General features: G+C 61.3%; 18 protein-coding genes. 5 read left to right on the top strand and 13 right to left on the bottom strand.

What is annotated here, in order from left to right; translation table 11 throughout:
* Window positions 1-30 precede the first annotated feature (30 nt).
* Window positions 31-1,785 (bottom strand): putative phage tail protein, encoded by a 1,755-nt coding sequence (locus QOL81_RS08010; RefSeq protein WP_060423480.1) that lies wholly within the window; start codon window positions 1,783-1,785, stop codon window positions 31-33.
* A 118-nt stretch (window positions 1,786-1,903) separates the two neighbouring features.
* Complete coding sequence (cueR, locus tag QOL81_RS08005) at window positions 1,904-2,317, bottom strand: Cu(I)-responsive transcriptional regulator (protein ID WP_060423476.1); 414 nt, start codon at window positions 2,315-2,317, stop codon at window positions 1,904-1,906.
* A 108-nt stretch (window positions 2,318-2,425) separates the two neighbouring features.
* Between cueR and copA the strand changes: the two genes are divergently transcribed.
* From copA to ybaK, 3 genes are all read left to right on the top strand, one after another.
* Window positions 2,426-5,137 carry a copper-exporting P-type ATPase CopA gene (copA, locus tag QOL81_RS08000; protein ID WP_283439767.1) on the top strand — a complete coding sequence of 904 codons (2,712 nt, stop codon included), beginning with the start codon at window positions 2,426-2,428 and terminating at the stop codon, window positions 5,135-5,137.
* 133 nt (window positions 5,138-5,270) lie between these two features.
* A complete protein-coding gene (locus QOL81_RS07995) occupies window positions 5,271-6,077 on the top strand; it encodes a TraB/GumN family protein (protein ID WP_060440554.1) in 807 nt (268 codons plus the stop codon).
* 228 nt (window positions 6,078-6,305) lie between these two features.
* The gene (ybaK, locus tag QOL81_RS07990) at window positions 6,306-6,785 is read left to right on the top strand and encodes a Cys-tRNA(Pro)/Cys-tRNA(Cys) deacylase YbaK (protein WP_049272291.1); all 480 of its coding nucleotides are present in this window, start codon (window positions 6,306-6,308) and stop codon (window positions 6,783-6,785) included.
* A gap of 10 nt (window positions 6,786-6,795) precedes the next feature.
* Here the strand turns inward: ybaK and dacB are convergent, their stop codons facing one another.
* On the bottom strand, window positions 6,796-8,262 hold the full coding sequence (gene dacB, locus QOL81_RS07985) for a D-alanyl-D-alanine carboxypeptidase/D-alanyl-D-alanine endopeptidase (protein WP_283439766.1): 1,467 nt from the start codon (window positions 8,260-8,262) through the stop codon (window positions 6,796-6,798).
* 149 nt (window positions 8,263-8,411) lie between these two features.
* A complete protein-coding gene (gene ushA, locus QOL81_RS07980) occupies window positions 8,412-10,064 on the bottom strand; it encodes a bifunctional UDP-sugar hydrolase/5'-nucleotidase UshA (protein ID WP_070914135.1) in 1,653 nt (550 codons plus the stop codon).
* Window positions 10,065-10,242: 178 nt separating this feature from the next.
* Between ushA and QOL81_RS07975 the strand changes: the two genes are divergently transcribed.
* The gene (locus QOL81_RS07975) at window positions 10,243-11,463 is read left to right on the top strand and encodes an MFS transporter (protein ID WP_049199934.1); all 1,221 of its coding nucleotides are present in this window, start codon (window positions 10,243-10,245) and stop codon (window positions 11,461-11,463) included.
* 245 nt (window positions 11,464-11,708) lie between these two features.
* The gene (gene ybaL, locus QOL81_RS07970; protein WP_004940247.1) at window positions 11,709-13,400 is read left to right on the top strand and encodes a YbaL family putative K(+) efflux transporter; all 1,692 of its coding nucleotides are present in this window, start codon (window positions 11,709-11,711) and stop codon (window positions 13,398-13,400) included.
* Between the two features lie 57 nt (window positions 13,401-13,457).
* Here the strand turns inward: ybaL and QOL81_RS07965 are convergent, their stop codons facing one another.
* From QOL81_RS07965 to QOL81_RS07925, 9 genes are all read right to left on the bottom strand, one after another.
* Complete coding sequence (locus QOL81_RS07965; RefSeq protein ID WP_049199930.1) at window positions 13,458-14,762, bottom strand: inosine/guanosine kinase; 1,305 nt, start codon at window positions 14,760-14,762, stop codon at window positions 13,458-13,460.
* Between the two features lie 90 nt (window positions 14,763-14,852).
* A complete protein-coding gene (hemH, locus tag QOL81_RS07960) occupies window positions 14,853-15,815 on the bottom strand; it encodes a ferrochelatase (RefSeq protein WP_004940253.1) in 963 nt (320 codons plus the stop codon).
* Window positions 15,816-15,934: 119 nt separating this feature from the next.
* The gene (locus QOL81_RS07955) at window positions 15,935-17,098 is read right to left on the bottom strand and encodes a glycerate kinase (RefSeq protein WP_049199928.1); all 1,164 of its coding nucleotides are present in this window, start codon (window positions 17,096-17,098) and stop codon (window positions 15,935-15,937) included.
* Between the two features lie 9 nt (window positions 17,099-17,107).
* Window positions 17,108-18,373, bottom strand: a complete 1,266-nt coding sequence (locus tag QOL81_RS07950; RefSeq protein WP_038875012.1) for a GntP family permease — start codon at window positions 18,371-18,373, stop codon at window positions 17,108-17,110.
* A 119-nt stretch (window positions 18,374-18,492) separates the two neighbouring features.
* Window positions 18,493-19,626, bottom strand: a complete 1,134-nt coding sequence (locus QOL81_RS07945; RefSeq protein ID WP_060423460.1) for a sugar diacid recognition domain-containing protein — start codon at window positions 19,624-19,626, stop codon at window positions 18,493-18,495.
* A 166-nt stretch (window positions 19,627-19,792) separates the two neighbouring features.
* Window positions 19,793-20,437, bottom strand: a complete 645-nt coding sequence (gene adk / locus QOL81_RS07940; protein ID WP_004940261.1) for an adenylate kinase — start codon at window positions 20,435-20,437, stop codon at window positions 19,793-19,795.
* 202 nt (window positions 20,438-20,639) lie between these two features.
* The gene (htpG, locus tag QOL81_RS07935) at window positions 20,640-22,505 is read right to left on the bottom strand and encodes a molecular chaperone HtpG (RefSeq protein ID WP_197827264.1); all 1,866 of its coding nucleotides are present in this window, start codon (window positions 22,503-22,505) and stop codon (window positions 20,640-20,642) included.
* A 145-nt stretch (window positions 22,506-22,650) separates the two neighbouring features.
* On the bottom strand, window positions 22,651-23,256 hold the full coding sequence (gene recR / locus QOL81_RS07930) for a recombination mediator RecR (protein ID WP_004940263.1): 606 nt from the start codon (window positions 23,254-23,256) through the stop codon (window positions 22,651-22,653).
* Window positions 23,256-23,585, bottom strand: coding sequence for a YbaB/EbfC family nucleoid-associated protein (locus tag QOL81_RS07925; protein ID WP_025301790.1), 330 nt, complete (start codon window positions 23,583-23,585; stop codon window positions 23,256-23,258). The genes recR and QOL81_RS07925 overlap by 1 nt, the downstream gene beginning before the upstream one ends.
* Window positions 23,586-23,600 lie beyond the last annotated feature (15 nt).

The following is a 23,600-nucleotide window of genomic DNA, read 5'->3' as shown; positions in this document are numbered from 1 at the left end:
GCTCACTCATCCTTTCAGCAGAGCCGTGTTTTACGTTTTATAATCGACCCACACTCCGCTACGCGTCGTGTAAATCTTGTTCGACAGCGGGTTGATAGTGAATAATCCGTAACCAGCGGCAGAGGTGGGAGGTAACCAATTATCTACCGTCACATTCACCCTGGGTGACGGGAAAATTATCCATCGCCCCGTAACGCCGTCAACAAAGGTAATCCGGTTAAAGTTGCCCCCTTGCACATCCAACAAAACCCCCTTCCCGGTGACCATCAGCGTCGCTAAAGAGACATCAATCAAAACCAAGCGTAATGCATCGACCGTTGTGACATCACCAACGACTCTCGTATTTTGCAGGCTTCCGCCGCCGGTAAAGCTCTTTTGCAGGTCGCAATTGGTGAGTCTTGGCATCGACGTAGAAATTACATCGCCACCGATGTAACTATTCAAAATCTTGGCGGCAGAAGAGAGCTGTAGGTTACCCGCAATATTGCCTCTGGATACTGATGAGTTATCGTCACGAATATCTACTCCCCCTACCGTTCTGACAGAATCTAAATTGACGCGGGCATTAGCCATAACCACAATGTCTTTGGCAAAGACTGTCCCTATAGCCCCCCCATTCGGAGCGGGATCACCAGGTATAATTGACACATTCGCGGTTGACGAAACATTCCCGACAGCAGTTGCCGTTGCACCGAAAGTATGAACATGCTCAACCGTGCTATTTTTAGAGGCATAGATATTAATCACGCCGGCACCGCCACCGACGGAAGAAAAGTAGCTATTCATATAGCCATATCCGTTTCTTTTTTCGGCAGAGTTGGGAGTTTCAACAGTTGCCTTGGTGACTAACGTGCCTTCTTCATGAACTTTGGCCAGCCAATTTTTTGAGCCTGATACTCGCCAAGCTTTCTCTCTACAGTCATGAGCCATTAAAGAGTGGATCGTATTAGCATTAGACTCATCAAACGTCGATCCGGTTGCAGCGGGGTAACTGGTAAAGTCGATACCGAACATCGTCTCATTGCCACAGAACAGTGCCCTGACGTCATTAAATACGTTATCAAACGTAGAAGCAAAATAGACGCCTGCGCCATTCATGTGCATTGAAGAGAGAAATTGAACTCTGGAACCTGAAAGCGTGTGCAGTTGACCATTAATCTCTTTACCCGTGTAACCATCCATATTGTAAATCGTGATGGTATCCAGATCCTGATTACCCTGAGTCGTTCCATACACTAAACCTTTTCCGTCATACTGACCATTCTGATTGAGCACGACCCAAGGCAATTTTAACCCGATATCAGTCTTTGGAGTAAATGATGAAGATTTAATGAATAAATGCAGGGCTCCAGATAAACAAGTCAGCCCACTAATATTGATAGAAGACGAAATAAATAAGCCCACTTGTGCATACGAGCCCGCTTTGGGAAACTCGCTCACCAGAGTGCATTTCTTTTCAATCGCTTTGTTTATAGCCGCCTGCAAGCTGACGGTGACATCAATATAATTTGATGTCGTTCTATCCGTAGCTTCTATCCCGTAATCATAAAGATTAACCGTGCCGGCAATCCTTTCCCAATAAAATCCGGTCGTTTGCGCAACGTGGCCGCCATCATCGGCTTTTACACCAGCAACAGAGATGAAATCACCGCCACCGTATATCCCACCGTCCTTCCACGCATTAAGCGTAACCCTGACTCCCGCTTGCGCGGGCACATAGGCTCTTAAAGCCTCAAAACTCGAGATAACAGCAAACGCGGTAGCACGATCAGAACCGATATTCATAGAACCTCCTCTTTGAAGTCTGCGCGTCGCAATCGACACCAAGACTCTAAAACTCGGTCCTTCATAGCGCCAAAACAGCGGGTTGTGCCACACGCAGATGGACAACCCGGCGTCCGGATTATTTGGCTGCAGTTACCTGATGACAACACCCCGCCAGGTTGTTGATGATGGGGCACTCCGCCCCCTCGTCGCCCGGGCATTGGTCGGCCAGCGCCAGCAGGCGCTGGCGCATGTCGCCCAGTTCGCTGATGTGCCTTTCGATCTCCGCCACCTTCTGCAGCGTGCGCGCCTTCACGTCCGCGCTGTGGCGGGCCGGATCGTTGAACAGCGCCACCAGCTCGCGGCACTCGTCCAGGTTGAAGCCCACCTGCCGCGCCTGGCGCAGCAGCGTCAGCTCTTCAACGTGCCTGGCGGAATAGTGGCGATAACCGTTATCGCTGCGGATCGGGGCGGTAATCAGCGCTTTCTCTTCGTAAAAACGAATCGTCTTGCTGGTTAGCCCGGTTTTTTTCGCGACGTCGCTAATATTCATTTTCCCTCCTTGACCTTACCCTTGCTGGAAGGTTTAAGCTCCATTCTTAGTGAAAACAGGTCAGGCGGTCAACCTTTAAACACCGCCCTTTAAGCAAGGAGTTCAATCATGTCACACACCACTATGCTGGCATTGCAGGGGCTGTCCTGCATGAACTGCGTGCAGCGGGTGAAAAAAGCCCTGGAAAGCCGCAGCGATGTCGAACAGGCGGACGTTAACGTGCATTACGCCAAAGTGACCGGCGACGCGCCGGACAGCGCGCTGATCGACAGCGTGATCGCCGCCGGCTATCAGGCCGAAGTCGCGCCGCACGCCGATACCGAACTGCAGCTGAGCGGCCTGAGCTGCATGCACTGCGTCGGCACCACCCGCAAGGCGCTGGAAGCGGTGCCGGGCGTGTTCGCCGCCGACGTCGCTATCGACGGCGCGAAAGTATACGGCGATGCCGATCCGCAGGCGCTGATCGCCGCGGTGGAAGATGCCGGCTATCACGCCAGCGTAGCGGACGCCGTCGCCCCAAAAACTGAGCCGTTGACTGACGCAACACCTTCGTTGCCGGACGTTCAGCCAGCGGCGCAATCTCCCCTTCCGGCAACCGACGGCGCGGACGATAGCGTACAGCTGCTGCTCAGCGGCATGACCTGCGCCAGCTGCGTCAATAAAGTGCAGCAGGCGCTGCAAAGCGTTCCCGGCGTAGAGCATGCGCGCGTCAACCTGGCGGAACGCAGCGCGCTGGTGACCGGCGCCGCCGATGCGCAGGCGCTGGTGGCGGCGGTGGAAAAAGCCGGCTACGGTGCCGAAATGATTCAGGATGAAACCGAACGCCGCGAGCGCCAGCAGCAGACCGCACGCGCCAACATGAAGCGCTTTAGCTGGCAGGCGGCGCTGGGTCTGGCGTTGGGTATCCCACTGATGGCCTGGGGGCTGTTCGGCGGCAGCATGACGCTGACGCCGGAGACCCAGCGTCCCTGGCTGCTGGTCGGCGTCATCACCCTGGCAGTGATGGTGTTCGCCGGTGGGCACTTCTACCGAAACGCCTGGCGCGCGCTGATGAACGGCAGCGCCACCATGGACACCCTGGTGGCGCTCGGCACCGGTGCTGCCTGGCTTTACTCGATCGCCGTCAACATTTGGCCCGATTTCTTCCCGATGGAGGCGCGCCACCTCTATTACGAGGCCAGCGCGATGATCATCGGTTTGATCAACCTCGGCCATGCGCTGGAGCAGCGCGCCCGTCAGCGTTCTTCGCAGGCGCTGGAGCGGTTGCTGGATCTGACGCCGCCTACCGCGCGGTTGGTAACCGACGACGGCGAGCGCGATATTCCGCTGGCGGAGGTGCAGCTCGGTATGACGCTGCGGCTGACCACCGGCGATCGCGTGCCGGTCGACGGTGAAATCGTGCAGGGCGAAGTCTGGCTCGATGAAGCGATGCTGACCGGCGAAGCGGTGCCGCAGCAGAAAGGCCCCGGCGATACGGTGCATGCCGGGACGGTGGTCGACGACGGCAGCGTGCTGTTCCGCGCCGCCGCCATCGGCAGCCAAACCACGCTGGCGCGCATCATCAAACTGGTGCGCCAGGCGCAGAGCAGTAAACCGGCGATCGGCCAACTGGCCGACCGCATCTCGGCGGTGTTCGTGCCGGCGGTGGTGGCGATCGCCCTGTTCAGCGCGGCGATGTGGTACTTCTTCGGCCCGCAGCCGCAGCTGGTCTACACGCTGGTGATCGCCACCACGGTGCTGATCATCGCCTGCCCGTGCGCATTGGGATTGGCGACGCCGATGTCGATCATCTCCGGCGTCGGCCGCGCGGCGGAGTTCGGCGTGCTGGTACGCGACGCCGACGCCCTGCAGCAGGCCAGCCAGCTGGACACCCTGGTGTTCGACAAAACCGGCACCCTGACCGAAGGGAAACCGCAGGTGGTAGAGATCCTGACCTTCAATCAGGTCAGCGAGCAGCAGGCGATCGGCTGGGCCGCCGCGCTGGAGCAAGGCTCCAACCACCCGCTGGCGCGCGCCATCATGGAACGCGCCGCCGGGCAAACGCTGCCGCAGGTCGCGCAGTTCCGCACCCTGCGCGGCGCCGGCGTCAGCGGGGAGATCGACGGCATGCCGGTGCTGCTGGGCAACGCCGCGATGCTGGAGCAGCATCAGGTTGCGACCGCCGAACTGGAAGCGCCGATGCGCGCCCAGGCCGAACGCGGCGTGACGCCGGTGCTGCTGGCCGTTAACGGTAAACCGGCCGCGCTGTTCGCCATTCGCGATCCGCTGCGCGAAGACAGCGTCGCGGCGCTGCAGCGCCTGCACCAGCAGGGCTATCAGCTGGTGATGCTGACCGGCGACAACCCGGTGACCGCCAACGCCATCGCCAAAGAGGCCGGCATCGATCGGGTGATTGCCGGGGTGCTGCCGGACGGCAAAGCGGCGGCGATCAAGCAGTTGCAGGCGCAAGGCCAGCGCGTGGCGATGGTCGGCGACGGCATCAACGACGCCCCGGCGCTGGCGCAGGCCGACGTGGGCATCGCGATGGGCGGCGGCAGCGACATCGCCATCGAGACCGCCGCCATCACCCTGATGCGCCACAGCCTGCACGGCGTGGCGGATGCGGTAGCGCTGTCGAAGGCCACGCTGCGCAACATGAGGCAGAACCTGTTCGGCGCCTTTATCTACAATACGCTGGGTATCCCGATCGCCGCCGGCGTGCTCTATCCGCTGACCGGCACGCTGCTCAGCCCGGTAGTGGCGGGCGCGGCGATGGCGCTGTCGTCGATTACCGTAGTCAGCAACGCCAACCGGCTGCTGCGTTTTAAACCCAGGAAGTGATCGCCGGGGCGCCGTCATGGCGCCCCGCTGTTTTCCGGGCTTTCCTGCGCGGCGGATAGCGTTTAGCATGAATGACGATTTTCCCTCGCCTTTCATGCTGAAACGCGCACCCGTTATTCAGGAGCCACGCCGTATGGGTCAACTGTTACGCCGCCTCGCCGCCTTTCTCGGCCTGATCTCGCCCAAACGTTACGCTTATCCGGCGTTGGACATCACTCTGCCGGGCGATCGTCGGCTGCATCTGGTGGGCAGCATCCATATGGGCACCGTCGATATGTCGCCGTTGCCGCCCCGGCTGGCCGCCCGGCTGCAACAGGCCGACGCGCTGATCGTCGAAGCCGATATCACCGATTCCGCCTCGCCTTTCGACCACGCCGAGCTGCAGCCGGCGCTGGAACAGCGCCTGTCCGCCGAAGAATATCAACGGCTGCTGGCGCTGTGCCATGAGCTGGGCGCCGATCCAGACGCCTTCGCCACCCTGCCCGGCTGGCAGGTCGCGCTGATGATGCAGGCGCGCCAGGCTCAGCGTCTGGGGCTGCGGGCAGAGTACGGCGTGGACTATCAGCTGCTGCAGGCCGCCCGGGCGCAGGACAAACCGGTGATCGAGCTGGAAGGGGCGCAGCAGCAGCTGGCGATGCTGGAACAGCTGCCGGAAGGCGGCATTGCGCTGCTGCGCGATACGCTGGAGCACTGGCACACCAACGCGCGGCTGCTGCAAACCATGGTGAGCTGGTGGCTGGACGCCAAACCGCGCGGCACGCTGGACACCCTGCCCGCCACCTTCAGCGCCGGGCTGTACGACGTGCTGATGCATCAGCGCAATCGCGACTGGCGGCGTCAGCTGGAGGCGCTGCCGGCCGGGGACTATGTGGTGGCGGTTGGCGCATTGCACCTGTACGGCGAGGATAACCTGCCGGCGATGCTGCAGCCGCAGGGCTAAAAAAGAGGCCAATATTGCTATTGGCCAGTCAAAGAGGAATTTCTTGTATTCTAGTTATACGCATAGCAACCGTGTTAACGGTTACAGTAAACAGGGTAGCAACCCGGTGAATATCTTGGCAACCCGCTTTATGTAACAGCCGCTCAGGTTGCCGGGCAGGTCGGATTTTTGTATTTTTAAAGCTGGTTATCACCCTTCCCCCGCAGGGGACATTCTGGACAACACATCATGACGCCCGCAGTCGTTCTGCTCGAAAAACAAAAGGTCACCTTTACCCTTCATCCGTATCACCACGACAGCGACGAAACTAATTTCGGCGACGAAGCGGTGAGAAAGCTGGGGCTGGATGCCGATCGGGTTTACAAAACCTTGCTGGTGGCGCTGAACGGCGACGCCAAACACCTGGCGGTGGCGGTCACGCCGGTCGCCACCCAGCTGGATCTGAAAAAGGTCGCCCGCGCCCTCGGCGCCAAAAAGGCCGAGATGGCCGATCCGCAGCTGGCGCAGCGCGTCACCGGGTATCTGGTGGGCGGCATCAGCCCGCTGGGGCAGAAAAAACGGCTGCCGACGGTGATCGACAGCCCGGCGCAAGCGTTCGCCACCATCTACGTTTCCGGCGGCAAACGCGGGCTGGACATCGAGCTGGCCGCCGCCGATCTGTGCCGCCTGCTGGCCGGCAGCTTCGCCGACATCGCCAAGCGCGACTGACGCCGCGCGCTCAGCGGCACACTACCGTGGCGTCACAGGCCGCCAGCGTCTCGACCAGGCGGTCCTCCAGCGCCTTCACCTCCGCGCCGGGCACCAGATAGTTGTTGCTGATGATGGCGAACGCCAGCGGCCGTCCGGTCGCCGAGTCGACATAGCCGCTGAGCGACGAGACCCCGGTCATGGAACCGCTCTTGGCGTGGGCGCGGCCCGCCGCCGCCGTCTTCACCATGCGGCTCTGCAGCGTACCGCCCACCAGCAACCCCGGCTGGCCCGCGATGGGCAAGGCGTTATACCAGGCGGCAAACCACGGCTGTTTCCTGGCTGCCAGCAGCAGCGTCGTCAGCTGCTGCGCCGTGATCTGGTTCATGCGTGACAGCCCGGAACCGTCTACCTGACGGTACGCGCCGGCCGCGATGCCCTGGCTTTGCACAAACTGGCCGATCGCCTGCAGGCCGGCGGCCCAATCCCCCTTGCCCTGCGTCTTGCGGCCCATCGCCTTGGTCAGTACCTCGCCGTAACCGTTGTTGGACACCTTCAGGAAGGTGACGGCCAGGCGAGAGAGCGGCAGCGAGGTTTTTTCGGCCAGCAACCGGGCATCGGCAGGGGTCACGCCCTCTTCCGCGTTACCGCGCAGCGTGATGCCGTGCGCGCGCAGCGCATGTTGCAATAAGGCGCCGATCACGCGGGCCGGTTGATCGACGGTGATCAATCGCGAGCGGGTCTCCGCCTGCGCGGCGATGGTGCCGCTGACCACGATTCGGTTGCTGCCCGGCTGGCGATCGAACGTCAGTGTGGTGTCGCCGCCGGTGGTGGTGCGGTTGACCAGCGTCACCGCGTCATTGGCGGGATAGAAACCCACCCGCCCTGGCGCACCGGCGCGGGCACCCGGCTGCACGTCCACCCGCACCACGTTGATATCGCCACCGGGGGTAAAGGCGTAGTTCAGCGCCGAGATCGGCGCGCCGAAAGCGAAGGGTTCGTCGTCCCAGCTCCAGCCGGCGCCGAAGGGCGTTTGATCGAACGCGCTGGCGTCCAGGATCAGCCGCCCATGAATATGGCGAATGCCGCGCTGCGCCAGCGTGGCGGCGAAGGTGTCGAGATCGTCAGGGTGCAACGTCGGATCGCCGCTGCCCTGCAGATAGAGATCCCCCTGCAAGGTGTCGCCGCGCTGCTCGCCGGTGGTCAGCAGCCGGGTTTCAAACCGGTAATCCGCCCCCAGCACGCCGAACGCCGCCAGAGAAGTGAACATCTTCATGTTGGAAGCCGGCGCCAGGCGCTGCTGCGCGTGCGCCTGATACAGCACGGTGCCGCTGTCGGCATCACGCACCATCACGCCGCTCGACGCGCCAACCAGCGCCTTGTCTTGGCCGATGGCCGCCAGCGCCTGGCTGAGCGTTTGCTCATGGCGTTGGCCGGATGACGAACACCCCGCCAGCGCCAGGATGGCGGGCAGCAGCCAGCCTGCGGTTTTCAACATGTCATCTCCCTGCTTGCGTTATCAAAACCAAATTGTTGCTCAGGCTATCATTGGAAGGCGGCGGCGGCGACTTTTGCGTGCGTTTGAAGGAGGATTTCGGCGGGAAAACAGGCGGCCCGCCCATGGGGAGCAGGCCGCTGCGGTGGCGATTAGCGATAAACGATTTCGCCCTTCGGTTCATAAGCCGCCGCATCCAGCGGCGAGTGTTTCTCGATGTACTGCTTGAGCACCTCGGCATCGATAAAGCCGGTGTTGACGTAGCTCGGCAGCCCGTCCAGCTTCGGATAGCCGTCGCCGCCCAGCGCGTTGAAGTTCAGCGTCGCCATGCGGTAGGTTTTATCCGCCTGCAGCGGCTGGCCGTTGATCTTCACCTCGCTGACGCCCTTGCCGTCCGCCACCAGGCTGACGTTGGCGAACTGGGCGTAGGCGCCGGAATCCGGCTTCATGTTGGCCACTACCGCCAGGTACTGCTCAACCTCGCGGCCTTTCATATCGACATGCACCAAGGTGTTGCCGAACGGCTGTACCTTGAGCACGTTTTTGTAGGTGATATCGCCGCTTTCAATGGAATCACGCACCCCACCGCCGCTCATCACCGCGAAGTCGGCATCGGCGCGCTCCCTCTGCGCGGCCAACATCACCCGCGCCAGGTTGGTTTGCACGAAGCGCACCTTGCTGCGATCGCCCTCCAGCTTGCCGTTAACGCTGCCGATCTTCACGCTCAGCTGCTCCTTGCCCTTCTCCTGGAACGGCGTCAGCAGCTTCATCATGGTCGGATCTTCCGCGATCTGCTGGGTGTAATACACGCGCTCGCTGGTGCCGTCCGCCTTCTCCACCTTCTTCTTCAGGTTCACCGGGATCAGCTGATAATGCACCAGCTTCAGCTCACCGTTGCGGAATTCGAAGTCGGCGCGGCCCACGTATTTGCCCCACTCATGCGCCTGCACGATCCAGGTGCCGTTCTGGCGATCCGGCGAGCACGGCGTGCCCGGCACATAATCCACCTGCTTACGGTTGTCGCCGGCCATGCACACCGGATCCTGCGAGTGGCCGCCGACGATCATGTCGAGATACCCGGCCGGCAGGCTGCGCGCCATCTCCACGTCGCCCGGCGCGTTGGAGCCGTGTTCGCCGTTGTCATAGTGCCCCATGTGGGTAGCGGCGATGATCACGTCCGGCTTCTCATCCTTGCGCAATTGCTCCACCACCCGCTTCGCCTCCGGCGCCGGCACGCGGAATTCAATGTCGGTAAAGTACTCTGGGTTGCCCATTTTCGCGGTGTCGTCGGTCGTCAGGCCGATCACCGCGATCTTGATGCCCTGCTTGTCGAACAAGGCGTAAGGCTTGAACAGCCGCTGGCCGGTACTTTTCTGATAGATGTTGGCGGACAGCAGCGGGAAGGTCGCCCATTTTTCCTGCTGGCGCAGTACGCTCAGCGGGTTGTCGAATTCGTGGTTGCCGATCGCCATCGCGTCGTAACCCACCAGGTTCATGCCGCGGAAGTCCGGCTCGGCGTCCTGCAGGTCCGATTCCGGCACGCCGGTGTTGATATCGCCGCCCGACAGCAGCAGCAGGCTGCCGCCCTGCGCCGCCACTTCCTGACGAATGCCGTCCACCAGCGTTTTCTGCGCACCCAGGCCGTATTCGCCGTGATCGTTCTGCCAGAAGTGACCGTGATGATCGTTGGTGTGCAGAATGGTGATGGCGTAGGTCTTATCCTTTTCCCAGGCACTGGCGGCCCCCGACAGCAACGTCAGGGAAACGGCCAACGCGCATGCGGTGGTTTTCAGCGAAAAGCGCATGGCGGATCTCCGTGTATTAAATGGCTTTTATGATGAGGGCGAAATTGTAGCGCGAATTAATGACAGCTGATTTCAAATTTTTGCGATGTGAGTCTGATTATTTCAGATATGGTAAAAATTGAGCGCCCTGCCTAAGATGTCATCTCTGTGCTCAACAACTTATCAGGCTAATAATAATATGACCGACAGTAGCCAAAGCGCGATGCCGCCCGCCAAGGGCAGCGCGGTGAAGGGAACCGCCTTCTCCATCCTTGGCGCCATCAGCGTGTCTCACCTGCTCAACGATATGATCCAGTCGCTGATCCTGGCGATTTACCCGATCCTGCAAGCCGATTTTCACCTCAGCTTCGTGCAGATCGGCATGATTACCCTGACCTATCAGCTGACGGCCTCGCTGCTGCAGCCGCTGATTGGCTATTACACCGATAAACACCCGCAGCCTTACTCGCTGCCGATCGGCATGGGCTTTACCCTGTCCGGCCTGCTGCTGCTGTCGGTGGCGAACACCTTCCCGCTGGTGCTGCTGGCGGCGGCGCTGGTGGGCACCGGCTCATCGGTCTTCCACCCGGAATCCTCGCGCGTGGCGCGCATGGCCTCCGGCGGTCGGCACGGCCTGGCGCAGTCGCTGTTCCAGGTCGGCGGCAACTTCGGCAGCTCGCTCGGCCCGCTGCTGGCGGCGCTGATCATCGCGCCTTACGGCAAGGGCAACGTCGCCTGGTTCTCGCTGGCGGCGCTGCTGGCGATCGTGGTGTTGCTGCAGGTCAGCAAGTGGTATCAACATCAGCACCGGGCAACTAAAGGGCAGCCCAAAAGCCCGTCGCTGCTGAAACCGCTGCCAAAACGTACCGTTGCCTACTCGCTGGGCATCCTGCTGGTGCTGATTTTCTCCAAATACTTCTATCTTGCCAGCATCAGCAGCTATTACACCTTTTATCTGATACATAAGTTCGGCGTTTCGGTGCAGAATGCACAGATTCACCTGTTCGCCTTCCTGTTCGCAGTGGCGGCCGGCACCATTATCGGCGGGCCTCTCGGTGACAAGATAGGGCGCAAATATGTTATTTGGGGCTCCATTCTCGGTGCGGCACCGTTTACCCTTGTTTTACCCTATGCATCCCTGTATTGGACCGGCATTTTGACGGTGATCATCGGGGTTATTCTCGCCTCGGCGTTCTCCGCCATCCTGGTCTATGCGCAGGAGCTGATCCCCGGTAAAGTCGGCATGGTTTCCGGCTTATTCTTCGGTTTTGCTTTCGGTATGGGTGGGTTAGGTGCGGCAGTTCTTGGTTATGTCGCCGATTTGACCAGTATCGAGCTGGTCTACCAAATCTGTGCTTTCCTGCCGCTGATCGGCATTATCACGGCGCTACTGCCCAATATGGAGCATAAAGCGCAATAACCCCGCTGAATACCCGGATGAAATTATTTATTCATCCGGGTTATCCCACGGATAAACCAATGTTATTTGGCTTATCTGACACAAAATCTCCTCATTGCCGCGCCTTAAGTGAAATCCTCTGCTTTTTTACAAAAAAGGCCAAATTAGCCAAGCAAGCCACGAACAAATGCAATAAACTAAATGTATCTTTTCGTAACTTTGTTGCGTTTCTCCCGTGCCGCGATGCATAGCCAGAAGGAGTATGGATGCATAATTCAACACCGCTCATCACCACCATCGTCGGAGGGTTAGTACTCGCCTTCCTCCTCGGCATGCTGGCAAACCGCCTGCGCATCTCCCCTCTGGTGGGGTATCTGGCCGCAGGGGTGCTCGCCGGCCCGTTCACCCCCGGTTTCGTCGCCGATACCTCACTGGCGCCGGAACTGGCGGAAATCGGCGTTATCCTGTTGATGTTCGGTGTTGGCCTGCACTTCTCTTTGAAAGACCTCCTCGCAGTAAAATCTATCGCCATTCCCGGCGCCGTGGCGCAGATAGCCGTCGCTACCCTGCTCGGTATGGGGCTGTCCAAGCTGCTCGGCTGGGATCTGATCTCCGGTCTGGTGTTCGGCCTCTGCCTCTCCACCGCCAGCACCGTGGTGCTGCTGCGTGCCCTGGAGGAACGGCAGCTGATCGACAGCCAGCGCGGGCAAATCGCCATCGGCTGGCTGATCGTCGAAGATTTGGCGATGGTGCTGACGCTGGTCTTGCTGCCCGCCTTCGGCAATATGCTGGGCAACGACAACGCCAGCAGCAGCCAGCTGCTGATGGAGCTGGCGCTGACCATCGGTAAGGTCATCGCCTTCATCGCGTTGATGATCGTGGTCGGCCGCCGCCTGGTGCCGTGGATCCTGTCGAAAACCGCCAGCACCGGCTCGCGCGAGCTGTTCACCCTGGCGGTATTGGCGCTGGCGCTCGGCATCGCCTACGGCGCGGTGAAGCTGTTCGACGTCTCCTTCGCGCTGGGCGCCTTCTTCGCCGGCATGGTGCTGAACGAGTCCGAACTGAGCCACCGTGCGGCGCACGACACCCTGCCGCTGCGCGACGCGTTCGCGGTGCTGTTCTTCGTCTCGGTCGGCATGCTGTTCGATCCGATGATCGTGATTAACGAACCGCTGGCGGTGCTGGCGACGCTGGCAATCATCGTGTTCGGCAAATCTGCCGCCGCGTTCCTGCTGGTGAAAATGTTCGGTCATTCCAAGCGCACCGCGCTGACCATTTCCGCCAGCCTGGCGCAGATCGGCGAGTTCGCCTTTATTCTGGCGGGCCTCGGCATCGCGCTCGGCATGATGTCGGAACACGGGCGCAATCTGGTGCTGGCCGGCGCCATTCTGTCCATCATGCTCAACCCGCTGCTGTTCACCCTGCTGGAGCGCTATCTGGCCAAAACCGAAACCATCGAAGAGCAAATTCTCGAAGAGGCGGTGGAAGAAGAGAAGCAGATCCCGGTGGACATGTGCAACCACGCGCTGGTGGTCGGCTATGGCCGTGTCGGCAGCCTGCTGGGCGGCAAACTGGCCGAGGCGGGCATTCCGCTGGTGGTGATCGAGAACTCCCGCCCACGGGTGGAAGCGCTGCGCGAACAGGGCATCAAGACGGTGCTGGGCAACGCCGCCAATCCGGAAGTGATGGATCTGGCGCGGCTCGACTGCGCGCGCTGGCTGCTGCTGACCATCCCCAACGGCTATGAGGCCGGCGAGATCGTCGCCTCGGCGCGCGCCAAGCGGCCGAACATCGAGATCATCGCCCGCGCCCACTACGACGACGAAGTGGCCTACATCACCGATCGCGGCGCTAATCAGGTAGTGATGGGCGAGCGGGAGATCGCCAACAGCATGCTGAACATCCTGCAGCTGGACACCCTGAGCGAAGAAGAAAAAATGGGCGGCTGTCCGATCTGAAGCGCCACGGCGCACAAAAAAGGTCCGGCATTGCCGGACCTTTTCTTTTTCAGCGGGTTAACGCTCCCAGTAGGACTCTTCCAGGCTGTCTTCCCGCTCCGGCAGGCCACGGGTGAGGCGCGGCGAATGCTGGTTCAACACCTGGTAGCTGACGCGGTTGGCGTATTTGCACACCTGCGCCAGGGAGGAATAAGTCAGGTAGCTGCGCACGTGCTTGCTGGAATTCGGCACGTTATGGCGGTGATAGCCGTTGGCGGCAATATCGTGCAGCAACGCCGACAGCGCGCCGTCGCCGGCGCCGTTGGTGTTCATGATCCTCTCCGGCCCGCCCATATACGGCGCGATGTGCGAATAAACGCGCAGCGGATTTTCACAGTGTTCACGGCGCATGGCGCGGCTGAATTCGTAGCGGTTGAACTCGGCGATATGCCCCGGCAGCAGCGGGTGCTGGGTCTGGCGCTTGTTGGCCTCTTCGGTGTAGCCCGCCATATACAGGCCGTTCGGCCCGGCGGTGCACAGCACCAGATCCACCCACTCCAGCGCCATGTCCGAGGCGGTCAACGGATCGCTCAGCCCGGTCAGCTCCAGCGCTTCGTCTTCGTTCATCGCCAGAATCGTCACGTTTTCCTTCAGGAAGTCGCGCCACCACTGCGGGTTGTCGGCGATCACGTACTTGGTGCCCAGCGTCAATACCACCGGCACGTCGTGTTTTTTGGCGTATTCGATCGCCTGCAGGGTGGCGGCCTTCATCGGCTCCCCTTCCTTGCAGCGCACCAGATAAGAGCTCAGCACCAGCGCCGACGCGCCGGCGATCACCTCTTCAGGAATGCTTTCCGGGCGCAGCTGGTTCATCTGGCCCGGGTTGATGGCGAAGGTGCGCTCGCCGCTTTCGCCAATCAGCGTGAAACAGCGGCCGATGGCGCCATCAACGCCCTGCAGATAGTTAAGATCGGTACGGCTGGAGGTATTGCACAGGTAACGGTAGGCATAGCTGCCGATTTTCACGTTGCTGCACATCACGCCGAGCAGCACCGAGCGATCGTCCGCCAGCACTGAATAGTTGTGCATGGTATTGCCGATGGTGCCGCCGGCGAACTGATGGGTAACCAGGTTGTTGTCATTCAGTTCCTGATACAGCGCCTCGGCGACGTCGTCTTCGATCACCAGAGAGTGGCCCAGGCTCAGGCCGTAGCGCTGGACAAAAGCGTCGTCCACTTTCGCCTCGATATCCACCAGCGTCTGATCGATGCCGACGATATACGAGGTGCTGATTTCACTTTCGGGCTGGGCCTGCTGCAGAAGCGGATCGCGGGCGCTCACCGGGAAATAGTGTTTGGACTTGCGTTTACCAGGAAATTTCATGTGATTGGCGGTGGTGACGGTTTAACAAGCGGAGAATGTTAACACATCCCCGCCCGATCACGATGCATCTAATAGACAGATTATGGATGATTACAGGCGCTGCGCCACCAGCTGCTGCATCATATCGATATGCGCCGGCTCGTCGTTCAACGCCGAGATATATTCAAACTTCTCGCCGCCGGCCTTGAGGAAGATCTCGCGGTTCTGTTCTTTGATCTCTTCCAGCGTTTCCAGGCAGTCCGCCGAGAAACCGGGGCAAATCAGCTGAATGTGCTTCACGCCCTGCGCCGGCAACCCCTTCAGGGTCTCATCGGTGTACGGCGTCAGCCACGGCTCGCGGCCGAAGCGCGATTGGTACGTCATCATCACGCGCTCCGGCGCCAGCGGCAGCGTGGCGCTCAGCGCACGCAGGGTGTCCTCGCAGCGCTGCGGGTAGTCGTCGCCCAGGCGCGCATAGCGTTTGGGAATGCCGTGGAACGACAGCACCAGCCGATCCGGCTGGCCGTGCTCGGCGAACGAGCGCTCCACGCTTTGCTGCAGCGCGGCGATGTAGGCCGGATGTTCGGCGTAATCGCGGATGAAGGCCACAGAAGGCAAACGGCGATAGCCTTTCAGCACCCGCGCCACGCCATCCCATACCGCCGCGCTGGTGGAACAGGAATATTGCGGATAGAGCGGCAGCACAACCAGGTTGGTCACGCCCTGCGCCAGCAGCTTGTCGATGGCTTCCGCCAGGCTCGGCGAGCCGTAGCTCATGCCCAGCTCCACCGGCGTATTCGGCATGCGCGCCGCCAGCGCCCGCTGTTGGCGGCGGCTGTACACCAACAGCGGCGAGCCCTCTTCCATCCACACCGACTGATACAGCTTCGCCACGCGCGGCGAACGGATCGGCAAGATCGCGCCGTTGAGGATCGGCCACCAGATCAGCGGCGCCGTATCGACCACGCGATCGTCACTGAGGAATTCCTTCAGATAGCGTTTGACCGCCGACGAGGTCGGCGCATCTGGTGTGCCCAGGTTCACCAGCAATACGCCGTGTTTCTCTTGCTTCATCTCAGTTCCCCTCATTTCCTTTCCGGCCGGCATTCCGTTCTGGGTCGGGATGTCAGCAGCCATTAATGCCGGCTATTGTAACGGAAAAGTCCTGCATCGAAACCGATAACAGCAACAGGCTATGCCTGTGGGCCTTCCCTTTGCGCCAGTTGCCACACCGCCGCCACGTTGCGCGCCGTCACCTGCAGATTGCGATCGGCGTCCGCCAGCGCTTCTTCCAGCGTCACGATGCGGTCGAGCACCGAAAACGCCGCGTCGATGCCGTGTTGATGCACCACCTGGTAATCCGGCGTCAGGCTGCCGGCGATGGCGATCACCGGCACCCCGTGGCGCTTGGCCACCCGCGCCACGCCGATCGGCGTTTTGCCGTGGATCGACTGGCTGTCCAGCCGCCCTTCGCCGGTGATCACCAAATCGGCATCGCGCACCGCCTCATCCAGACGCAGGGTTTCGGTGACGATCTCGATGCCCGGCCGCAAGCGCGCGCTGAGCATGCCGAGCAGCGCCGCCCCCATGCCGCCCGCCGCTCCCGCGCCCGGCTGGGTGAGCACGGCGCGGCCGGTTTCTCGTTCCAGCAGTTCGCCATAGTGATGCAGTGCCGCATCGAGCTGCGCCACCATCTCCGGCGTCGCCCCCTTCTGCGGCCCAAACACCGCCGAGGCGCCCTTTTCGCCGCACAGCGGGTTATCGACGTCGCAGGCGGCGGTTACGCTCACCCGTTGCCAACGCGCATCCAGCCCGGCGAGATCGAGGTGCGCCAGCTGCGCCAGGGCCGCCCCGCCCACCGGCAGCGGCCGGCGATCCTTATCCAGCAACTTCACGCCCAGTGCCTGCATCATCCCGGCGCCGCCGTCGTTGGTGGCGCTACCGCCGATGCCGAGAATGATCGCCTTCACGCCGCGCTCCAGCGCCGCCAGCATCAGTTCGCCGGTGCCGTAACTGGTGGTGATGCGCGGATCGCGCCGGCCGGGCGGCGCCAGATGCAGCCCGGAGGCGGCGGCCATTTCAATCACTGCGGTTTCGCCGTCGCCCAGCAGGCCATAGAACCCCTGCACCGGCTCCCCCAGCGGCCCAGTGACCGTCACCTGGACGATTTCGCCGCCGGTGGCCGCCACCATCGACTCCACCGTGCCTTCGCCGCCGTCTGCCATCGGCAGCTTCACGTAGTGCGCCTGCGGATAAATTTGGCGGAATCCCCGCTCGATGGCGTCGGCAACGCCGAGCGCGCTCAGGCTCTCTTTGAAAGAATCCGGGGCAATAACCACTTTTTTCAGCGTTTTCATCACTGTTCCTTATCCCGCCAGGTTAAATACGCCAAACATCAGCGCCGAGATTGCCGCGATGGTGAATCCCACCAGCGTTTCATACGGCAACAGCTTCAGCCGCTCGTGCACCGCCATATTGACGCTGCCGCCGGTAGCGTGGAAGAAGCTGCCGTGCGGCAGGTGATCCAGCACCGTGGCGCCCGCATGGATCATCGCCGCACCGGCCAGCCCGCTCACACCCAGTTCGAGCAGCGTAGAGCTGAACACCCCGGAAGCCACGGCGGTGCCGGCGGTGGTCGATGCGGTCGCCATCGACATCAGCGCGCCGGACAGCGGCGCCAGCAGCCAGGCCGGCAGCCCGGTGTGCGTTAAGCCGTTAATCAAGACATCCTTCAGCGCCGAGTTGGCGATAATGCCCGCCAGCGTGCCGGTGCCGAGCAGCATGATCGCCACCGGCGCCATGCGCGACAGGCCGGAGACCATAAAATGATTGCACTGGCGGATACGCCCCATCAGCAGCGCGCCCGCCAACCCGCCGGCCGGCAGCGCGATCAGCGGATCGACGGCGATACCGGCGATCGGCCGCAGCGACAGCAGCAGGATCGCGACCAGCGGCGCGCTGATCGCCGCAGCGAAGCCCGGCCGCGCCCCTTCGGCATGCTGAGTCAGCTCTTCGGCCATCACTTTGCTGCCTTTATCGCTCAGGCGACGCGCCAGCAGATAGGCCACCACCAGGCCACACAGCCCCGGCACGATGCCGGCCATCATCACCGAAGTGAGCGGCACGTGGAAGTTGTCCGCCGCCGCAATGGTGTTCGGGTTGGGCGACATCACGTTGCCGGCCTTGCCACCGCCGATCATCGCCAGCAGGATCGCCGCGCGCGAAATGCCGGCCTTCTGGGCGATCGACAGCGCGATCGGTGCGACGGTGATCACCGCCACGTCGATAAATACCCCCACCGCCGTCAGGATCAGTGTAGCCACCGCCAGCGCCAGCAGCGCGCGGGTTTCACCCACCTTGCGCACGATGGTTTCGGCGATGGTGTGCGCCGCGCCGGATTCGATCAGCACTCCGGCCAGCACCCCCGCCGCCAGAATGCGCATCACGGCGTTGGTGATGCCCTGCGCCCCGCCGATCATCAGCGTTACGGTCTGCACCAGGTCGGCGCCGCCACACAGCCCGCCCGCCAGCGCGCCGGCGATCATGCCGTAAGCCGGTGGCACCTTGCGTAGAATCAGGACGATGGCGACGGCTAACGCCACCAGCGCCCCCAGCGTGGATACGGTTGTCATTGTTGTTTTCTCCGTGGTTGATGTGCAGGCCAACATATCCCGCGCGCCCGGCGTTGGCCTGAGGGGAAACAACAAAAAATCGCCGGGTGAACAGCGTGGAATTTGTGGGTTGGCACAACTCAGTCGTGCATCAGCATGCCGATATACAACCGCAGAGCGTCGGTTAATTGATTGATTTTCATGCCGGTTATCGCTTCGATGCGCTGCAGGCGATAGCGCAGGGTATTGACGTGGATATGCAGCTGCGCGGCGGTCTGCGTCTGATCACAATTCTGCGAAAAATAGTGGCGCAGCGTGCCGCGCAGCACGCCTTTTTCGTCCTGTTCGCCCAGCGTCCGCCAGGGGCGCCCCAGCTCCTGCGCGCGCCAGTCCTCCCCCAGATCGCACAACAGCGACGGCAGCGGGTAGTCGTGGTAGAACAGCGTGGCGTGACGCAGTTTCAGGCGCTGCGCCATCGCCTGGGTGGCGCGCGCCGTCAGGCTGGAACGGTAGGCGCTCTGCGGATCGTCATAAAAACCGCCGACGATCAAGCGCACCCGAAAGCGGTGTTTGAGTTGGTTTTGCAAACGCTGCGCCTGCTGGCGTTCCAGCTTCAGGCTCCATTCACCCTGCGCCATGCAGGCCGGGCGCAGCAGGGTCATTTCATTGAAGCCGGTAATGGCGATCAACGCATCGCGCTGGGTGGCCTCCAGCTCCGCCAGCAGCTCGCGCAGCAGGTGCGGCTGCGCCTCTTGCAGCTCGACGATCCACACGATGCGCGCCTGGCGCAGATCCAATCCCAGATACGCCGCCATCGCTTGCAGCGACGCGGTGTTCGGCTGCGGCTGCAGCAGCTGGTTCGCCAGCTCCTCCCGGTAGCGTTTTTCCCACTGGTGCTGATCCAGCAGCGCCGCCTGCTCCACCATCAACTCCGCCGCCATCTTCACCAGCTCGGCGTAGGCGCGCACCTCGGCCGGTTCGCCGGAGATGCCGATCACCCCCACCCGCTGGTTGCGAAAGCTGAACGGCAGGTTGATGCCGGGCCGCACACCCTTCAGATGCTCGGCGGTGGCGCGGTCGATTTCCACCACCCGATTCTCGGCCAGCGCCAGCACCGCGCCTTCATGGCGCTGGAACAGGCGCTGCGGGTTGCCGGAGGCGATGATCACACCGTTGCTGTCCATCACGTTGACGGAATGGCTGATGATGCCCATCGCCCGCTGGACGATCTGGCGCGCGGTGGCTTCCGCCAGAAGATTGGTTTGTCTGAGCATGCCCGGCTCCCTGCTGAGGGTGAAAACGCAGGCTTGTTATACGCCATTTGGCGCGGGCGATTAATGGGCACGGCCGCAACAAGCCGCCGCGATCACAATTTAGCGGGAAAACGGCAAAAAAAAACGCCGGGCCACAGGCCCGGCGTCATGCACAATCCGCTTGCGATCAACCGAGGATGGTCGCCAGCTCTGCGCTCACTTCGGCGACCTTGCGGGTGCCGTCGATTTTGCGGTATTGGGTGTTACCCGCTGCCGCTTCTTTGCTGTAGTAAGAGATCAGCGGCGCGGTCATCTGATGGTATTCCACCAGGCGCTTGCGCACGGTCTCTTCCTGATCGTCCTTGCGCGTGGTCAGCTCTTCGCCGGTCACGTCGTCTTTGCCTTCCACCTGCGGCGGATTGAACTTCACGTGGTATACGCGGCCGGACGGCGCGTGCACGCGGCGGCCAACGATGCGGTCAACGATCAGCTCGTCCGGCACGTCGAACTCCAGCACGAAGTCCACGTTGATGCCGGCTTCTTTCATCGCGTCAGCCTGCGGAATGGTGCGTGGGAAACCGTCCAGCAGGAAGCCCTTGCGGCAATCTTCCTGAGCGATGCGCTCTTTGACCAGCGCGATCACCAGCTCATCGGTCACCAGCTTGCCGGCGTCCATGATCTCTTTCGCCTGCTTGCCCAGTTCACTGCCGGCCTTCACGGCTGCGCGCAACATATCTCCGGTGGAGATTTGCGGAATGCCGTATTTCTCCATGATGAATTGAGCCTGAGTACCTTTACCAGCGCCCGGAGCGCCCAGCAGAATGATACGCATTGCGTAAATCCCCTTGCTATGTAGTTTTTATAAAATTGCGAAAACGCTCAACGATACCATTTCAGGGGGGGCAGGCTCAAGGCGCGCGAAGGAAATCGATTGCGGAATGTGCAAAAAAGCGGGCAAGCAAAAGGCGAGAAAAAGCGGGGAAAAATCGGCAATGCGCCCCTAACGGTGCCGTTAAGGGCGCATATCTTCAGCTTTAGGCGGACAGTAACTTATTCATGCGACGGATGAACAGGTTCGGATCCTCCAGCGTGCCGCGTTCAGCCAGCAGCGCCTGATCCAATAACAGGTCGATCCATTCGGCGAAATGTTCGTTATCGCCCACATCGGATGCTCGTTTGACCAACGCATGCTCCGGGTTAAGTTCGAAAATGTACTTCACCTCCGGCGCCTGCTGGCCGGCGGCGGCGAACAGCTTGGCCATCTGGGTGCTCATTTCGTCGGCGTCGGTTACCACGATCGCCGGCGTATCGGTCAGACGGTGCGTCAGGCGCACATCCTTCACGCGCTCGCCCAGCAGGGTTTTCACGCGCTCGATGAAGGGTTCCAGCTGCTTCTCGGCGGCCTTCTGCTCTTCGGTTTCATCCGCCAGTTTATCCAGCGTTTCATCCGCTTTGCTGACCGACTGGAACGGCTTGCCGTCGAACTCGGTCAGGTAACTCATCATCCACTCGTCGATGCGATCGGACAGCAACAGCACCTCGATGCCTTTCTTGCGGAACAGCTCCAGGTGCGGGCTGCTCTTGGCGGCGGCGTAGCTGTCGGCGGTGATGTAGTAAATCTTCTCCTGCCCTTCCGCCATGCGGCCGACGTACTCTTCCAGCGACACGGTCTGCGCCGAGCTGTCGCCTTGGGTGGAGGCAAAGCGCAGCAGCTTGGCGATCGCTTCCTGGTTGCCGTTGTCTTCCGCCGGGCCCTCTTTCAGCACCAGACCGAACTGCTGCCAGAATTTCTGGTAGCCTTCGGCGTCGTCTTTGGCCAGCTTATCCAGCATCTGCAGCACGCGCTTGGTCAGCGCGCCGCGCAGGTTTTGCGTCACGCGGCTGTCTTGCAAGATCTCGCGCGACACGTTCAGCGGCAGATCGTTGGAGTCGATCAGGCCGCGCACGAAGCGCAGGTAGTTCGGCATGAACTGCTCGGCGTCGTCCATGATGAACACGCGCTGCACGTACAGCTTCAGGCCGTGCTTGTGATCGCGGTTCCACATGTCCCACGGCGCCTGCGCCGGGATATACAGCAGGCTGGTGTACTCCTGCTTGCCTTCCACTCGGTTGTGGCTCCAGCTCAGCGGATCGGTGAAATCGTGGGCGATGTGCTTGTAGAACTCTTTGTACTCTTCGTCGGTCACGTCCGCCTTGCTGCGGGTCCACAGGGCCTGCGCCTTGTTGATCTTCTCCCAGGTGACGGTATCGTCTTCTTCGTTTTTGCTTTCGATCTCTACCGGCAAGGCGATGTGATCGGAATATTTGCCGATCACCGAGCGCAGGCGCCAGGCGTCGAGGTACTCATCTTCGCCTTCGCGCAGATGCAGGGTGATTTCGGTGCCGCGGGTCTCTTTGGTGATATCGGCGATGGTGTAGTCGCCTTCGCCGGCGGACTCCCAGAACACGCCTTCGTCATCGGCGGCGCCGGCGGCGCGGGTGCGCACGGTCACTTTGTCCGCCACGATGAACGCCGAGTAGAAACCGACGCCGAACTGACCGATCAGCTGGCTGTCTTTCGCCTGGTCGGAACCAATGGATTCCAGGAACGCTTTGGTGCCGGACTTGGCGATGGTGCCGAGGTTTTCGATCACTTCTTCGCGGCGCATGCCGATGCCGTTGTCGGCGATGGTCAGGGTGCGCTGCTCTTTATCGAAGGACAAGCGTACGCGCAGCTCGCCGTCGCCGGCGTACAGCTCTGGCGCGGACAGGGCGCGGAAGCGCAGCTTGTCGGCGGCATCAGAGGCGTTGGAAATCAGCTCGCGCAGGAAAATTTCTTTGTTGGAGTACAGCGAATGGATCATCAAATGAAGCAGCTGTTTTACTTCAGACTGGAACCCGCGGGTTTCTTGACCTTTCATACTCATTGATTACCTCAAAAGACAATGGCTACCAAAATCGAACAATGAGGATCAGATGAGGGTCAGGGTCTTGTTTTTCAAGCGGACGGCGGGAGATTTTTGGCAAAAAAAAAGACGGGGCCGAATGGCCCCGTCCGGGAAAACATCAGAACTTGATGGCGTGACGCCCGGCCAGCGAATGCGACAGCGTGGTGCCGTCGACCATTTCCAGCTCGCCGCCCACCGGCACGCCGTGGGCGATACGGCTGGCGAGCACGCCATACTGGCCGCACATTTCGGCGATGTAGTTGGCGGTCGCTTCCCCTTCCACCGTCGGGTTGGTGGCGAGGATCACTTCGGTGATGCTTTCCTTTTCCAGCCGTTGCTCCAGGCGATCCAGACCGATATCGCCCGGCCCGATGCCGTCCAGCGGCGACAGATGGCCCATCAGCACAAAGTAGCGCCCGGCGAACTGGCCGGTCTGCTCGATGGCGTGGATATCCGCCGGGCTTTCCACCACGCAAATCTGGCCGTTTTGCTGACGGCGCGGATTGGCGCAGATGGTGCAAACGTCCTGCTCGGTGAAGGTGCGGCAATCGGCGCAGTGGCCGATCTCCGACATCGCGCGCGTCAACGCCTGCGCCAGGCGCATGCCGCCGCTGCGATCGCGCTGCAGCAGCTGAAACGCCATGCGCTGCGCCGATTTCGGGCCGACGCCCGGCAGGCAGCGCAGCGCCTCCATCAGGGATTCAAGGAGCGGGCTGGTTTGCATCAGAACGGCATCTTGAAGCCAGGCGGCAACTGCATGCCGCTGGAGACGGAAGCCATTTTCTCTTTCTGGGTTTCTTCGATGCGGCGCGCGGCGTCGTTAAACGCGGCGGCGATCAGATCTTCCAGCATGTCTTTGTCGTCTTCCATCAGGCTAGGATCGATCTCCACGCGGCGGCAGTTGTGCGCGCCGTTGATGGTGACTTTCACCAGGCCCGCGCCAGATTCGCCGGTCACTTCCAATTTGGCGACTTCTTCCTGCATCTGCTGCATTTTTTCTTGCATTTGCTGGGCTTGCTTCATCAGGTTGCCCAGACCGCCTTTACCAAACATAGTCGTCTCTCGTCG

The sequence above is a fragment of the Serratia sp. CC22-02 genome (genome assembly GCF_900182895.1).
Lineage (GTDB): Bacteria > Pseudomonadota > Gammaproteobacteria > Enterobacterales > Enterobacteriaceae > Serratia > Serratia nevei.
This window is presented reverse-complemented; position numbering and strand designations above follow the sequence as displayed.

Bases quoted from the DNA above. Each gene is read 5' to 3' on its own strand.
- dacB (WP_283439766.1), bottom strand. From the start codon at position 8,262: ATGTTGAAAACCGCAGGCTGGCTGCTGCCCGCCATCCTGGCGCTGGCG.
- recR (WP_004940263.1), bottom strand. From the start codon at position 23,256: ATGCAAACCAGCCCGCTCCTTGAATCCCTGATGGAGGCGCTGCGCTGC.
- hemH (WP_004940253.1), bottom strand. From the start codon at position 15,815: ATGAAGCAAGAGAAACACGGCGTATTGCTGGTGAACCTGGGCACACCA.
- QOL81_RS08010 (WP_060423480.1), bottom strand. From the start codon at position 1,785: ATGAATATCGGTTCTGATCGTGCTACCGCGTTTGCTGTTATCTCGAGT.
- QOL81_RS07945 (WP_060423460.1), bottom strand. From the start codon at position 19,626: ATGCTCAGACAAACCAATCTTCTGGCGGAAGCCACCGCGCGCCAGATC.
- QOL81_RS07975 (WP_049199934.1), top strand. From the start codon at position 10,243: ATGACCGACAGTAGCCAAAGCGCGATGCCGCCCGCCAAGGGCAGCGCG.
- adk (WP_004940261.1), bottom strand. From the start codon at position 20,437: ATGCGTATCATTCTGCTGGGCGCTCCGGGCGCTGGTAAAGGTACTCAG.
- ybaL (WP_004940247.1), top strand. From the start codon at position 11,709: ATGCATAATTCAACACCGCTCATCACCACCATCGTCGGAGGGTTAGTA.
- QOL81_RS07950 (WP_038875012.1), bottom strand. From the start codon at position 18,373: ATGACAACCGTATCCACGCTGGGGGCGCTGGTGGCGTTAGCCGTCGCC.
- QOL81_RS07955 (WP_049199928.1), bottom strand. From the start codon at position 17,098: ATGAAAACGCTGAAAAAAGTGGTTATTGCCCCGGATTCTTTCAAAGAG.
- QOL81_RS07925 (WP_025301790.1), bottom strand. From the start codon at position 23,585: ATGTTTGGTAAAGGCGGTCTGGGCAACCTGATGAAGCAAGCCCAGCAA.
- ybaK (WP_049272291.1), top strand. From the start codon at position 6,306: ATGACGCCCGCAGTCGTTCTGCTCGAAAAACAAAAGGTCACCTTTACC.
- ushA (WP_070914135.1), bottom strand. From the start codon at position 10,064: ATGCGCTTTTCGCTGAAAACCACCGCATGCGCGTTGGCCGTTTCCCTG.
- QOL81_RS07995 (WP_060440554.1), top strand. From the start codon at position 5,271: ATGGGTCAACTGTTACGCCGCCTCGCCGCCTTTCTCGGCCTGATCTCG.
- cueR (WP_060423476.1), bottom strand. From the start codon at position 2,317: ATGAATATTAGCGACGTCGCGAAAAAAACCGGGCTAACCAGCAAGACG.
- copA (WP_283439767.1), top strand. From the start codon at position 2,426: ATGTCACACACCACTATGCTGGCATTGCAGGGGCTGTCCTGCATGAAC.
- QOL81_RS07965 (WP_049199930.1), bottom strand. From the start codon at position 14,762: ATGAAATTTCCTGGTAAACGCAAGTCCAAACACTATTTCCCGGTGAGC.
- htpG (WP_197827264.1), bottom strand. From the start codon at position 22,505: ATGAAAGGTCAAGAAACCCGCGGGTTCCAGTCTGAAGTAAAACAGCTG.